Source organism: Enterococcus gallinarum NBRC 100675 (assembly GCF_001544275.1).
Classification (GTDB): domain Bacteria; phylum Bacillota; class Bacilli; order Lactobacillales; family Enterococcaceae; genus Enterococcus_D; species Enterococcus_D gallinarum.
This window is the reverse complement of the sequence record NZ_BCQE01000015.1, coordinates 33,837-47,327: the sequence shown is the minus strand read 5'-3', so window position 1 is coordinate 47,327 and position 13,491 is coordinate 33,837. Positions and strand designations below refer to the sequence as shown.

The 13,491-nt window shown below is 36.6% G+C and carries 13 protein-coding genes; 11 read left to right on the top strand and 2 right to left on the bottom strand.

All coding sequences use genetic code 11. The annotated features are described in order from the left end of the window. The first annotated feature begins 14 nt into the window (after nt 1-14). From EG2_RS09955 to EG2_RS09905, 11 genes are all read left to right on the top strand, one after another. Nucleotides 15-914, top strand: a complete 900-nt coding sequence (locus EG2_RS09955; RefSeq protein WP_060814620.1) for a glycosyltransferase — start codon at nt 15-17, stop codon at nt 912-914. Then, nucleotides 915-2,336 (top strand): lipopolysaccharide biosynthesis protein, encoded by a 1,422-nt coding sequence (locus EG2_RS09950; RefSeq protein ID WP_060814618.1) that lies wholly within the window; start codon nt 915-917, stop codon nt 2,334-2,336. Nucleotides 2,337-2,425: 89 nt separating this feature from the next. Beyond that, the gene (locus tag EG2_RS09945) at nt 2,426-4,762 is read left to right on the top strand and encodes an N-acetylmuramoyl-L-alanine amidase (protein ID WP_060814616.1); all 2,337 of its coding nucleotides are present in this window, start codon (nt 2,426-2,428) and stop codon (nt 4,760-4,762) included. Between the two features lie 137 nt (nt 4,763-4,899). Beyond that, nucleotides 4,900-6,219, top strand: a complete 1,320-nt coding sequence (mltG, locus tag EG2_RS09940) for an endolytic transglycosylase MltG (protein WP_082709552.1) — start codon at nt 4,900-4,902, stop codon at nt 6,217-6,219. Nucleotides 6,220-6,330: 111 nt separating this feature from the next. After that, on the top strand, nt 6,331-6,810 hold the full coding sequence (greA, locus tag EG2_RS09935; RefSeq protein ID WP_060814612.1) for a transcription elongation factor GreA: 480 nt from the start codon (nt 6,331-6,333) through the stop codon (nt 6,808-6,810). A gap of 150 nt (nt 6,811-6,960) precedes the next feature. Continuing rightward, the gene (gene liaF, locus EG2_RS09930) at nt 6,961-7,692 is read left to right on the top strand and encodes a cell wall-active antibiotics response protein LiaF (RefSeq protein ID WP_005472252.1); all 732 of its coding nucleotides are present in this window, start codon (nt 6,961-6,963) and stop codon (nt 7,690-7,692) included. Beyond that, nucleotides 7,689-8,756 (top strand): sensor histidine kinase, encoded by a 1,068-nt coding sequence (locus EG2_RS09925; RefSeq protein ID WP_003126937.1) that lies wholly within the window; start codon nt 7,689-7,691, stop codon nt 8,754-8,756. Before liaF ends, EG2_RS09925 begins: the two co-directional genes overlap by 4 nt. Nucleotides 8,757-8,758: 2 nt before the next feature. Beyond that, nucleotides 8,759-9,388 (top strand): response regulator transcription factor, encoded by a 630-nt coding sequence (locus EG2_RS09920; RefSeq protein WP_003126938.1) that lies wholly within the window; start codon nt 8,759-8,761, stop codon nt 9,386-9,388. 90 nt (nt 9,389-9,478) lie between these two features. Beyond that, nucleotides 9,479-10,144: a potassium channel family protein gene (locus tag EG2_RS09915; protein WP_003126939.1), complete on the top strand. Its 666-nt coding sequence runs from the start codon at nt 9,479-9,481 to the stop codon at nt 10,142-10,144. A 12-nt stretch (nt 10,145-10,156) separates the two neighbouring features. Further along, on the top strand, nt 10,157-10,453 hold the full coding sequence (locus EG2_RS09910; RefSeq protein ID WP_029486982.1) for a HesB/YadR/YfhF family protein: 297 nt from the start codon (nt 10,157-10,159) through the stop codon (nt 10,451-10,453). Between the two features lie 103 nt (nt 10,454-10,556). Next, nucleotides 10,557-11,489 carry a glycosyltransferase family 2 protein gene (locus EG2_RS09905; protein ID WP_060814610.1) on the top strand — a complete coding sequence of 311 codons (933 nt, stop codon included), beginning with the start codon at nt 10,557-10,559 and terminating at the stop codon, nt 11,487-11,489. Between the two features lie 34 nt (nt 11,490-11,523). Here the strand turns inward: EG2_RS09905 and EG2_RS09900 are convergent, their stop codons facing one another. Both EG2_RS09900 and EG2_RS09895 read right to left on the bottom strand, forming a co-directional pair. Further along, nucleotides 11,524-12,474: a phosphoglycerate dehydrogenase gene (locus EG2_RS09900; RefSeq protein ID WP_060814608.1), complete on the bottom strand. Its 951-nt coding sequence runs from the start codon at nt 12,472-12,474 to the stop codon at nt 11,524-11,526. A gap of 80 nt (nt 12,475-12,554) precedes the next feature. Continuing rightward, a complete protein-coding gene (locus EG2_RS09895; RefSeq protein ID WP_060814606.1) occupies nt 12,555-13,364 on the bottom strand; it encodes a DUF1189 domain-containing protein in 810 nt (269 codons plus the stop codon). Nucleotides 13,365-13,491: the final 127 nt, after the last annotated feature.

Sequence of the window (13,491 nt, the reverse complement as noted above, 5' to 3'; positions counted from 1 at the left end):
GTAGGATCAATCATATGGATACAAAAATAGGAATTTTGATTCTTAATTACTTAGCTTATCAAGATACTATCGAGTGTATTGATTCATTGCTAAATCAAACATTCCAAAATTTTGAAGTCATTATCGTTGATAATGATTCACCAAACGATTCTTACGAAGTTCTTTCTGACAGATATGCCGATTCTGAGATGGTTACTGTTTATCGCACTGAAAGAAATCTTGGATTTGCAAAAGGGAATAACTTCGGATTAAAAATTTTTAAAGAACGTGGGATCGTGAAAGTTCTAGTGATCAATGGAGATACTTTATTTGAAGATAGATATTTTTTGGAAAAATTAGTAACGCTCCCTTATTCTAAAAATATCGGGATGATCGGTCCGGAAATTTTGAGCAGAGACGGGAAAAATCAAAATCCTATTAAAGTTAATCTTAAAAAAAATAACGACTTGCTTTTACCAAAAATTAAACTAACATTTTTAGAATTAACTTTACGTGTTAATGTTTATCCTATCCTCAAGAAGTTAGCAACTCATTTTGCGGGGGAGAAAACAGCAGAAAAAATTGTCATAAACGAAGAAAAAATCTTGGATCCTTGTGAAGAAACCTTACATGGTGCAGCGATCTTTTTTACTGAAAATTATTTAAACTCCTATGTTGGGTTTTATCCTGAAACTTTTCTTTATTTTGAAGAAGATTTTCTATCTATTGTTTGCCAACGTTTGGGTTTTAAGCAGCTGTATGTACCAACTTTGAGTATCTATCACAAAGAAGATGCTTCCAGTGATTTGCTATATGACAATAATAGTAAAAAATCTTATCTTTTTAAAATTAAATATGCTAAAAAAAATCTGATCCTCGTCAAGGAAATCTTTTCGTTGTCGACTCCTGAATTAAAGAAAAGGATGCGTAACTAGATGAGAAATGCGTTTAAATCTGGAATGATATTTACAGCAATAGGACAATATAGTAACGTTTTGATTCAATTATTAATTAATGTTATTTTATCAAGATTAATACCAGTTGAGGAATTCGGAGTAGTTGCGAATGTTCAGGTATTTTTAGTATTCTTTCAAATGTTTGTGACTGCCGGCTTAGGACCAGCAATTATCCAAAATAAGAAAATGAATGAAAATGATTATGGTATTGTTTTTAACTATACAGTTTTATTTGCAGTGTTATTGGCACTCGGTTTTGGAACTTTTGGCAATATTGTTGCGGCTATTTATGGAAATCCTATATATAAACCATTATTTTGGTTTATGTCAATTATCGTTTTATCGGAAGGAATGAATGTTGTCCCAACAGCTATTTTAAATAAAGAATTGCGATTTCGCGCTCTGAACTTGCGATTACTTTTCTGCAATCTTTTCGGAGCAATTGTGGGTGTTGCTGCAGCCTTTGCGGGTTTGGGCGTATACGCATTGATATTGAGTACTGCAGTTCCAGCTATTGCTACTTTGTTCACAAATTTTGCAATCGTAAAAATTCGTTATACTAAGAACATGGATTTTAAGCCGGTAAAAACATTGTGGACTTTTGCAAGAAATCAACTAGGTTTTACGATTTTAAATTATTTTTCTAGAAATTCTGACAATCTTTTGATAGGTAAGTTTTTAGGCCCGGTTCCATTAGCCAATTACCAAAAAAGCTATCAAATGATTACTATGCCGAATACTGTTTTTTTAGGAATCATTTCCCCTGTCTTACAGCCTGTTTTGTCTCATCATCAAGACGATGTGAAGTTAATACGAGAGACTTTTTTGAAAATTATTCACGTGTTGGGGCTAATAGCTTTTCCCTTAACGGTGTTTATGGTCATAAATTCGAAAGAAATAATCTTATTTCTTTTTGGAACTCGTTGGTATAATGCAGTTGTCCCTTTTTCAATTTTAGCTTTTAGTATTTGGGCTCAAATGTTGACGTCTGCGACGGGAAGCATTTTTATGGCTAGAAACCATTCTAAAACATTATTGAAGACGGGAATATTATCAACTTTTCTAATTCTTGGATTTACTTTCGTAGGGGTTAGCTTTTCATCAATTACATATGTTGCTTTATTTGTTTGTATAGCATATATTCTGAATTTCTTTACTTCCTACTGGATTTTAATGAATAAAGTATTGGATGGAACACTTTTTGATGTTTTGAAGGAGCTTATTACTCCCATTGTGATAAGTGGAATTTTAAGTATAGTGTTGGTACTGTTTAATACATTTGTTGTGTTAAATGTGAATCTCTTTCTACTTTTATTGATTAGAGGAATTCTTTGGTTAGTTAGTCTATTTGGCTCATTAGTCATTACAGGAGAATATAAGAAAATAAAATCTATTTTTTAAGGGAAGTTTATTTAAGGTAGTAGTTATGCCTCAGAGTATCTTTTAAGAAAATTTTATAGTTTTTTATTAAAAAAGGAGTTAAATCTTATATGAAAACAAAAGTTATTCGGTTTTTACTTGTAGTTACGTTGGTTTTAGGTAATGTTGGACAAGTAACTGGGTTTGCAGAAACACTCAGATCTAGTGAAAATGTTGTAAGAGCAACGATGGAATCAAATACTGAGCAGAGCAACATGACCACAAGCTCTTTAACTGATGATTCTGAAACTGTGTCGAGTTCTCAAAATATTTCTGATAGTTCATCGTCATCTAGTGAAGAATCATCAGCTACTTCTACTATTAACTCGAGCAATAATGAAACAATGCCGAGTGAGTCAGCTACAACTTCCACTAGTCATCAAAACGATGATTCATCTACTAAAGAAAACGAAACTGATTCAAAAAAAGTCTTATCTACTCCAGTAATACCTAATTTAAATTTAAAAGTTCACATTCAATCCATAGGGGATGAAGTAGTTCCGCCTTCAAGTAGCGTCACCGGTGGAACCACTGGATTGGCCAAACGATTAGAAGGTATGGAATTGTCCGTAGATCCAAACAGTACTAAGTTGGAAGGAAGCATTGTTTATTCTACTCACGTTCAGACCTACGGGTGGAGTTTAGGAGAGAAGAAGGACGGAGAATTTTCTGGTACAAAGAATGAAGGCAAACGTCTTGAAGCCGTTAAAATTAATTTAACAGGTGAATTGTCTGAAATGTATGATATTTATTATCGAGTTCACTCACAAACCTTTGGGTGGCTTGACTGGGCCAAGAATGGAGCAGAAGCTGGAAGCTCCGGATTTGCGAAACGGGTTGAGTCAATTCAGATTCAACTCGTATTAAAAGGTGAAAAAGCGCCAGGTGCTACGAATAATCCTTATATTTCAAATGAAAGTCTGACCATCCCTACAATGAAATTAGATACTCATGTTCAAACATTCGGTTGGAGCACCTCTAAATCTAATGGGATTGTTTCTGGGGGGGTAACTAATCAAAGCAAAAGATTAGAAGCAATGAAAATCAGCTTGGAAAATAGTGGATATGATGGAAACATTGAGTATCGTACTCACGTTCAATCCTATGGATGGCAATCCTATAAAGCAAATGGCGAATTATCTGGAACTACAAATGAAGCAAAGCGAATTGAAGCTGTCCAAGTAAGATTGACAGGAACTTTATCACAATTGTTTGATGTTTATTATCGTGTCCATATTCAGTCTTTCGGATGGCTGGGATGGGCGAAAAATGATCAGATGGCTGGTAGTGTGTCTCTATCTAGGAGAGTTGAAGCTATTGAAGTTCAATTAGTGCCTAAGGGAGCTGTAGCACCAGGGAATACATCATTACCTTTTATTTCTTATGATACAATTGAAAAACCAAATATAAATCTATCAGCTCATATTCAAACTTATGGTTGGTCAACAACAATTAATTCTGGTGAAGCTGCCATTGGTACGGTTGGGCAAGGAAAACGCCTTGAAGCTCTAACTTTGGGCTTAGAAAACTCTTCGGTAAGTGGCGGAATAGAGTATCGCACGCATGTCCAGACTTATGGGTGGCAAGATTATCAAGCAGACGGAGGAATGGCTGGAACAGTTGGAGAAGCAAAGCGAATTGAAGCTATTCAAATAAGGTTAACAGGTAATATTTCCTTACTCTATGATGTTTATTACCGTGTTCACTCTCAAACATATGGTTGGTTAGATTGGGCAAAAAATGATCAACGTTCTGGCACAAGCTCAATGGCAAAGCGCGTGGAGTCGATAGAAATTAAACTAGTACCGAAAGGACAAGCAGCTCCTGGAAATACTTCAAAACCGTATATCGAAAAAGCAGAATATTTATTTGTAATGGGACATGGAGGAATTGATCCTGGTGCAATAGGAAGTGGTACGAATGAAAGAGAATTTACTCGTAATGAATTGTTACCTTATTTAAAAAAATATGCAGAGAAGTTAAAAGAAAGTAGAATAGTTTTTTATGATGTAAATAGAGATATGTTTACAGATACAAAAGCTTTGAGTGGAGCTCATACAGTAAGTAATTCAATTGCATCTGTTACAGAATTTCATCTAGATGCAGGAGGAACAAAATCTACCGGAGGGCATGTGATTGTGAGACCCAATGGAAGCAATGCTGTTAATTTAGCTTTAGGAAAAACAATAAGATCATTTGTTGGTTTGAACGCTTCATTTGCTTCAAGTGGCGGACTAAGTTATCGGGATGATTTGCTAAACTTAAATGTGTTTAGATCCAGAAATATTGAGTATCGACTACTGGAGTTAGGTTTTATTACGAATTCGTCAGATGTGATGAGAATTAGAAATAACCTAGATAGTATTGCCAAGAGTATAGTCTCAAATGTAACAGGTGAAAATTTATAAAAGATTAAAAAAAGAATGTCGTTTCTTTCCTCCTTATTTTAATGTATAATGTTGTACAGTCATTATAAAAGTTTAAATAAGGAGGAGTTGTTTTGACTAAACAACAACATCCAGAAAAATCAGTTAGGGATCAAGTAATGAAATCGTTAGAAAAAAATAAATCTAATGAGAGTGTCTCAACTGGAAAAAAAATAAACCCAGATACCATCCATTCTCAGAATGGCTCTGTTGGTTCAAGGCGAGAAAAAGGGAAGTTTGATCATCAGACAGATAGAAATAAATCTCAAAAAAAACAACGAACTAAATCAACTAACAACGCTAAAAAAGCTGAGATAAATGAAAAAGTTTCAGGAAAAGATTTTAGAAAAATACAACGAAGTAAAGAAGATAAAATTGTTAATAGAATTGTGTTAATCGTTGTAATCGTTGTGATTTTTGTTGGTGGTATTTTAGGTTTTTCTGCCTATCGCTACGTGACAACAAGTTTGCAGCCGTTAGATCCAGAAAAAACAGAAAAAGTTGCTGTTGAGATTCCAAGCGGATCATCAAATAAAATGATTGGCGAGATTTTAGAAAAAGATAAGATCATCAAAAGTGGTATGATCTTTAATTATTATACGAAATTTAATAATCTGACTGGTTTCCAAGCTGGTAATTATCAGTTTTCTCCAAGTATGACTCTGGATGAAATTAGTGCCCAGTTACAGCAAGGGGAAGGGTCAGTGACATCAGATGCGAAAGTGACGATTCCTGAAGGGTATGATATAGACCAAATCGGAGATGCGCTTGCCAAAGCAACAAGTATCTCGAAAGATGATTTCTTAGCTTTAATGAAAGATGACACCTTCTTTAATAAAATGCATGAAGCATATCCAGAGTTGTTGGATAGCGCGGCAAAAGCAGAAGGCATTCGGTACAAGTTAGAAGGATATCTCTTCCCGGCAACTTATGACTATTATAAAGGAAACACTTTAGAAGAAGTTGTGACCCAAATGATTGATAAAACAAATACTGTTATGTCTAAATATTACGATCAGATTGCAGAAAAAGAAATGACAGTGCAAGAAGTGTTGACGTTGGCTTCTCTTGTCGAAAAAGAAGGTAGTAAAGAAGATGACCGTAAGAACATTGCCCAAGTCTTCTTTAACCGTCTGGCAGTGGATATGCCATTGCAGTCAGATATTTCTATTCTCTATGCGTTAGGCGAGCATAAAGAGTTGGTAACTTACGAAGATACTCAAGTAGACTCACCATACAATTTGTATGTCAACACAGGATATGGTCCAGGGCCATTCAATAATCCAAGCGAGCAATCTATCAAAGCAGTGTTGGAACCAACACCAAATAATTACTATTATTTTGTGGCAGACATCAATACGCAAGAAGTCTATTTTGCTGAAACATATGATGAACATATGCGTTTAGTTGAAAAATATGTAAACAATACTTCGAATTAATTTTTATTAGGATATTAGTTTACATTTAAAAAAAACCATGGTAATCTTTTGTGGACTATTCGCAAAAGATTACCTTTTGCAGTTGATACGAAGTTAAAAGGAGAAATTAAAATGGTAGAAAAAGTATACCCAATGACATTAGAAGGAAAAGAAAAATTAGAGCAGGAATTAGAAGAATTAAAAACAGTCAAACGTGGAGAAATCATTGAAAGAATCAAAGTAGCTCGCAGCTTTGGAGATCTTTCTGAGAACTCTGAATACGAATCTGCAAAAGATGAACAAGCCTTTGTAGAAGGTCGTATTACCACATTAGAAAATATGATCCGGTTTGCTGAGATCATTGATAATGAAGGCGTAGACAATGATGAAGTATCGATTGGAAAAACCGTCACGTTCGTTGAATTACCTGATGGTGATGAGGAAGAATATACAATTGTTGGGAGTGCAGAAGCGGATCCATTTTCTGGTAAAATTTCAAATGATTCGCCGATCGCTCGCGCATTGATTGGTAAAAAAGTCAATGATGAAGTAACGATTTCAACACCAGGCGGAGACATGCTGGTGAAAATCACAGAAGTGAAAAAAAGCTGATTTTTTCGCAAAAGTCTAAGCAGAAGATCCTGATGATCACTTTCTCAAAGAGAAAAGGACCAATCAGGATCTTTTTTCGGACTCGCGACGGATGTATGCCATCGAAGAATCCGTTATGATAAAATAGAATCATTGGGAGGAGGAGCTTATATGAAAAGCCCTTGGCGTTTTTTCTTTGTCGTAGAAGCATTATTATTTCTATTTGCGGTCTGGCAAATTTTATCGAATCCACCGTTATTGATTTTATTGATTTTAGGTGTTGTGACGATCTACTTTGTTTCTCGCAGAGAACGTAAAACAAATTTTAATAATTTTTTGATGGTTACCGGTGGTATCGCCATCTTTATCAGTCTTTTAAATAGTCCGGCTTTGTGGCTGATGTTGATTTTTGCGATCCTTTTTATTGGATTGAAAGGTGTAGAAATCACTGGTGTAGATTTTACAAAAAACACGTTTTGGCGCAAAAAACAAATGATTATTTTAGAAACAGAAGAACCAAAGCAGTTTCATCCTCATAAAACGAAACAGCAATGGATCGGCAATGAGCGGATCGGTAATCAAGTTTATGAATGGGATGATATCAATATCGACATCTTTTCTGGAGATACGATCATTGATTTGGGCAATACATTATTACCAAAAAAAGAAAATATCGTAATCGTCCGTAAGGGATTCGGTCGCACGAGAATTTTAGTACCTGCTGGAGTTGCTATCAAAATGGAACATAGCACCTTTATAGGCACAGTGATTTTCGAAGGCGAGTCAACAGGTCTGAAGAATGAGAAAGTTACGATCTACAGTCCGGATTATGAAGAAAACACCCGCCGACTAAAAATTTTAACGAACACTTTGATTGGGGATATCGAGGTGATTCGGGTATGATTGCAAAATTTTCTCGAGGAATGATCGCTTTTTATAGTGCAGTCACTAGTTTTTTGATGATGATTTTGATTCTTTTTTCGTATCTTTATGCTAGTGGAAAGAAGAATTGGCTGCTAGAAGTCTTTCAAATCAAACTATTCTTTATACCGATCATTTTTCATTTATTAGTTGTTTCGCTGATGGTGGGCCTGGCTGTCTTTCTTTTGATTTCTCTATTCAGAAACCGCCAATACGGGCCAATCGAAGAGAAACTGCGATTGCTTTCAAATGGAGATATTGATAGTCCACTACTTGACACACCTATCCCTCATGCGCAAGAAAATCGGTTGATTGAAGATGTCGATCGAGACATCAGGAAATTACAGGTGAAAATGAAAGATATGTCAAGTGAGCTTCAACAATTAAATGCTCGGCCGCAGCTAGTGGATGGCAGTACAAAAGAAGAAATCCTAGAAGCTGAACGACATCGTTTGGCCCGAGAATTGCATGATTCAGTTTCACAACAATTATTTGCCGCAATGATGATGATGTCCGCGCTGAACGAACAAGCGATTCGGGATGACGCTCCAGAAATGCAAAAGAAGCAATTGGCAATGGTAACGGACATCATCAATGCTTCGCAGTCTGAGATGCGAGCGTTATTGTTACATCTGCGTCCGGTCACATTGGAAGGAAAAAGCCTCAAACAAGGAATCGAGCAATTATTAAAAGAATTGGAAACAAAAATCAAGATATCCTTGAAATGGGATATCGAAGAGTTTACTATGCCAAGCTCTATAGAAGACCAATTATTTCGAGTGATTCAAGAATTATTATCGAATACACTGCGTCATGCCAAAGCGGATGAACTTGAAGTCTACTTGAATCATATTGAACACAACGTGCTGTTGCGCGTGATCGACGATGGTGTAGGATTCGATGTCGACAATCAGAAAGCTGGTAGCTATGGACTGATGAATATCCGTGAGCGAATCAGTGCCGTTGGCGGCACATTAAAGATTATCAGTTTTAAAAATCAAGGAACAAGTATTGAAATAAAAATCCCGCTGCTTAAGGAGGCATAAAAATGATCAACGTTTTGTTAGTAGATGACCACGAAATGGTACGTTTGGGGGTCTCTTCCTATTTATCTATTCAAGAAGATATTGAGGTGATCGGAGAAGCTGAGAACGGCAAAATCGGTTACGAAAAGGCATTGTCTTTACGTCCTGATGTCATCTTGATGGATTTAGTGATGGATGAAATGGATGGTATTGAGGCTACTAAAGCTATTTTAGCAGATTGGCCGGAAGCAAAGATTATCATAGTGACGAGTTTTATTGACGACGAGAAAGTCTATCCTGCAATTGAAGCTGGTGCTGCCGGTTATTTGTTAAAAACATCCACTGCACATGAAATTGCTGATGCCATTCGTGCAACTCAAAGAGGCGAGCGGGTACTGGAACCGGAAGTAACAACGAAAATGATGGATCGTTTAACAAATCGTACGCCGATTTTACATGATGATCTGACAAATCGTGAAAAAGAAGTACTGCTTTTGATTGCTGAAGGTAAAAGTAATCAGGAGATTGCGGATGAGTTGTTTATTACACTAAAAACGGTTAAAACTCACGTATCAAATATATTGTCGAAACTAGAAGTGGAAGATCGAACACAGGCAACCATTTATGCCTTTAAACATGGCTTGACAAAATAAGAATCTCATCATAAGGGTACCTCCTCATAGTCAGTTGAGGAGGTTTTTGATATACTAGAGTAGGATTTGTAAGGTAAAGGAGCGTTTAATGTGAAGCAGAATTACGCGATTATTGGTCTTGGAAGGTTCGGCGGCAGTATTTGTCGAACATTGATAGAATCCGGACAAGAAGTATTAGCCATTGACAGCAATGAGGATCGGGTCAATGAGTATATGAATATTGCCACCCATGCGGTGGTGGGTAATGCACAGGATGAAATGACGTTGCGCTCATTAGGAATTCGTAATTTCGACCATGTGATCGTAGCAATCGGTGAAGATATCCAAGCAAGTATTCTTGTGACTTTGATGGTCAAAGAGATGGGGGTACCGAACGTTTTAGCAAAGGCGCAAAATGAATATCATGCTCGGGTTCTTGAAAAGCTTGGTGCTGATCGAGTTGTCCACCCAGAACGGGATATGGGGATTCGTATCGCTCACAATCTAGTATCGAAAAATATCTTGGATTATATTGAGCTTTCAGATGAATTTTCGCTGGCGGAGATTCGTGTCTCAAATCCGCGTTTCTTTAATAGGTCCTTACTTGATTTGAATTTTCGTCAAAAATATGGATTGACCGTTGTTGCTATTCGTCGAGGACCTGGACAAGTGATCGTTTCTCCCGCAGCTGACTCGATCGTGCGTGAGAATGATAATCTACTCGTGATTGGGAACACGGATGATGTGGATATTCTTGATGAACATATGAATGATTAGGAGTGAAAAATGATGAATATAACTATTACAGAAGCCGCAATTGATTGGTTCAAAAAAGAACTGACAGTCGACCAAGGAAGTGGCGTTCGCTTTTTTGGCAAAATCTATGGGAAAACTCAGATCCATGATGGTTTTTCAGTAGGAATGTCGGTAGATAAACCTGAAAATCCTATCGTTCAAAAGACAGTTTCAGACATGCTTTTTTTTATTGAGGAGGCCGACGAGTGGTTCTTCAAAGGGTATGATCTGCAAGTTGACTACGATGAAAAGCTAGACGAACCTAAATATAGTTTTACTGAAAACAATTAACTAAAATAAAGATACAATGCAACAGTATGAGTCTATGACTGAAGCTTGGTGGATTTCATTTCGCTAACTTTAATCATAGACTTGTTCGTTAGGAGATGAAACCATGTTATCAATTATCGTACCTTGCTTTAATGAAGAGAATAGCTTACCACTTTTTTTTGAAGAGACTGAAAAAGTAAAAGATCAGGTAGGCATGCCTTTTGAATACTTGTTTGTCAATGATGGGTCATCCGATCAAACACTCGCAGTGATGCGCAAGCTGCATCAAGAGCATCCAGAAAGTGTTCGCTATCTTTCTTTTTCACGTAATTTTGGAAAAGAAGCAGCCTTGTATGCTGGCTTAAAAGCAGCAAAAGGAGATTTTGTCACGGTTATGGATGCAGATTTGCAGGATCCTCCAAGCCTTTTACCTCAGATGTTTGACCTGCTTAATGCGAAACAATTGGATTGTGTTGGTACTCGCAGAGCCGACCGTAAAGGAGAGCCTAAAATTCGTAGTTTTTTCTCAGAAGCCTTTTATTCATTGATCAATAAAATTGGTGAGGCTCATTTGGTCAATGGGGCGCGGGATTTCCGTTTAATGCGTCGGAATATGGTAGATGCAGTTTTAGAACTTTCTGAATACAATCGATTTTCCAAAGGAATCTTTAGTTGGGTAGGCTTTGATACAGAATACATTGCCTACGAAAATCGCGAAAGAGTAGCTGGAGAAACTTCTTGGTCATTCTGGAGCTTGTTCAAGTACTCGATTGATGGCATCGTCAATTTTTCTGATACACCATTAAATATTGCTTCTTTTGTTGGCGCGTTGTCTTGTCTAGCTTCTGGAATTGCACTATTATTTATAATTATTCGTACTTTTATTTTTGGTGATCCTACCTCAGGCTGGCCTTCTTTAGTCTGTATCGTATTGTTTGTTGGTGGTTTGCAATTACTTTGTCTAGGTATTATTGGGAAATATATTGGAAAAATTTTTCTGGAAACAAAAAAACGTCCCCTTTACATTTTAAAGGAGACAGAAAAAGATCAAAAATAATTTTTGGGAATAAAAAAGCAGCGCTGGTTGATGATTAATACCCTTTTGTTACATCGACTTGATTTCGAACCAATTTTTTCTCGTGGATAAAATTGCGGAAGTTATCCATAAAGATGGCCATGAATGCTTTTTGAAAATGTGGGGTCAACCCGGAAATATGTGGGGTGATCAACACATTTTCCAGAGTCCATAGCGGGTCATTTGCGGGTAAAGGTTCTTCTTCAAAAACATCAAGAGCCGCAAATGCGATTTCTTTTTGGCGAACGGCTTCTGTCAACGCTACAGTATCTACACTAGGTCCACGCCCAACATTATAAAAAGAAGCGGATGATTTCATACTATTAAAAAAATGGCTATTATAGATTCTTGTAGTTTCAGGTGTCAATGGCAAGATATTGATCACACAATCAGCTTTCTGACTTTGTTCAATCAACTCTTCAAGTGGATAAGTTTCCTTGAAACCATCAACGGCATGCCCCGTTGTATTGATGCCGACAGGTTGGGTGCCAAAAAAATTTAAGGCCTTTGCTAAAGCCTGCCCAATTTTACCTGTACCTGCGATCAGTATTTCTTTATCAGATAATAATGAATAAGGAATACCATGGGGCTGCCATTGTCTCTCAACCTGTTTTTTGATGGCGGTAAAAATTCCTCTGGATTCCATGAATAATAAAGCAATTAAATGATCAGTGATCGATTGTGCATGAATGCCGCTACCATTAGAAAGTAAGATGTTCTTTTGGGCAAACTGTGCTAGAGGTAGGGTATCCACACCGGCTGAAATGCCTTGGACCCATTCAAGAGAAGCGTTAGCCAGTAACTTTCCGGCCCATTCTTCTTTCCAGCCAATCGTGATTGCGACATTTGACCAGTCGATGGAAGTTGCTTTATCATAGTGGATAAACTGATATTCATCACTGATTTCATGAATTTGTGTGATAAATTCATCACGAAATTCTCTGCTAGATAAAATATATTTAGTCATATTTGTTCCTCCTTTATTTTAGTGTATCAAAGAACGAAGAAAAAACCATGCGCAAAGATCTATGCATGGTTGGATAGTTACTAGCTTTTTAATTGGATTTTAGGCGAACCTTTGACGCCTTGAGTGAATAGAAACAGTGCTGCGAATAAGATAAATGTTGTCCCATCAAAATTTGGCATGAATAGTTGGATCAGCACACTCAAAATTGTTGGTAAAGCAGCACTAACGATTAGTATTTTAAGGTTTTCAAAGAAGCTGTAAGAAAAAAGTTTTAGTTTTGTATAAATAGTTGCAATAAATGTACCCATAATCAATGTGATCAATAAATTTAAAAATGTAGGGTAGAGCGCTACTAAGAAAACAATAAGTTGTAGCCACCAAGGAATTTGATTGCTGCTCAGTGTTTCCCGAATCTTTTTGCCATCTAAATTTTTAAATGCTGGTTCATTATAAGAAAATTTTAATTGATTTGTATCCAAGAATGATGTGGAAAGTCCTGTTCCAGGGAAACTGACAACAATTTCTTTTTTTAATAGTCCCACACTCAACACATTTGCAGTGGCATCAGAAGCAATATCAGTAGCGTTGCGCTTTCCTTCAGGGTCGAAAGTAAAAATGATAGAGTCGGTTTGATAGATAAATCCTTCTCCTTGTCCATTCGTTGCTAATTGACCATTTTCAATCGAAAAATTGGGGATTTTTTGCGCAATCTTTTGACTATCTCGCTGGAAATCCTGAAAGATATCATTGACTTGCAAAGTGATTGGTACGGCTAAAATAACGGTAGCTCCAAGTAGAAAAAGAATCACTTTTGAAAAAGCAGCGTCTTTTACATATTTGAGATTTGGGATTTGAATAAATGCACTTTTTAGCATTTGTATGATTGTCATTTGTTTAACTCCTTTTATGTAACTAAAAATAATTGTAACGAAGGCAGCAACAGAACACAAGGACTTATGACAGAAAAGTCCGATTATCTATAAAGTGTTCTTTGCTGATTAATGAGAAGAACTGGAG

What these genes read in the sequence shown, in the direction of transcription:
- EG2_RS09955 (WP_060814620.1), top strand. Translation starts at nt 15, where the DNA reads ATGGATACAAAAATAGGAATTTTGATTCTTAATTACTTAGCTTATCAA.
- EG2_RS09950 (WP_060814618.1), top strand. Translation starts at nt 915, where the DNA reads ATGAGAAATGCGTTTAAATCTGGAATGATATTTACAGCAATAGGACAA.
- EG2_RS09945 (WP_060814616.1), top strand. Translation starts at nt 2,426, where the DNA reads ATGAAAACAAAAGTTATTCGGTTTTTACTTGTAGTTACGTTGGTTTTA.
- mltG (WP_082709552.1), top strand. Translation starts at nt 4,900, where the DNA reads ATGAAATCGTTAGAAAAAAATAAATCTAATGAGAGTGTCTCAACTGGA.
- greA (WP_060814612.1), top strand. Translation starts at nt 6,331, where the DNA reads ATGGTAGAAAAAGTATACCCAATGACATTAGAAGGAAAAGAAAAATTA.
- liaF (WP_005472252.1), top strand. Translation starts at nt 6,961, where the DNA reads ATGAAAAGCCCTTGGCGTTTTTTCTTTGTCGTAGAAGCATTATTATTT.
- EG2_RS09925 (WP_003126937.1), top strand. Translation starts at nt 7,689, where the DNA reads ATGATTGCAAAATTTTCTCGAGGAATGATCGCTTTTTATAGTGCAGTC.
- EG2_RS09920 (WP_003126938.1), top strand. Translation starts at nt 8,759, where the DNA reads ATGATCAACGTTTTGTTAGTAGATGACCACGAAATGGTACGTTTGGGG.
- EG2_RS09910 (WP_029486982.1), top strand. Translation starts at nt 10,157, where the DNA reads ATGAATATAACTATTACAGAAGCCGCAATTGATTGGTTCAAAAAAGAA.
- EG2_RS09905 (WP_060814610.1), top strand. Translation starts at nt 10,557, where the DNA reads ATGTTATCAATTATCGTACCTTGCTTTAATGAAGAGAATAGCTTACCA.
- EG2_RS09900 (WP_060814608.1), bottom strand. Translation starts at nt 12,474, where the DNA reads ATGACTAAATATATTTTATCTAGCAGAGAATTTCGTGATGAATTTATC.
- EG2_RS09895 (WP_060814606.1), bottom strand. Translation starts at nt 13,364, where the DNA reads ATGACAATCATACAAATGCTAAAAAGTGCATTTATTCAAATCCCAAAT.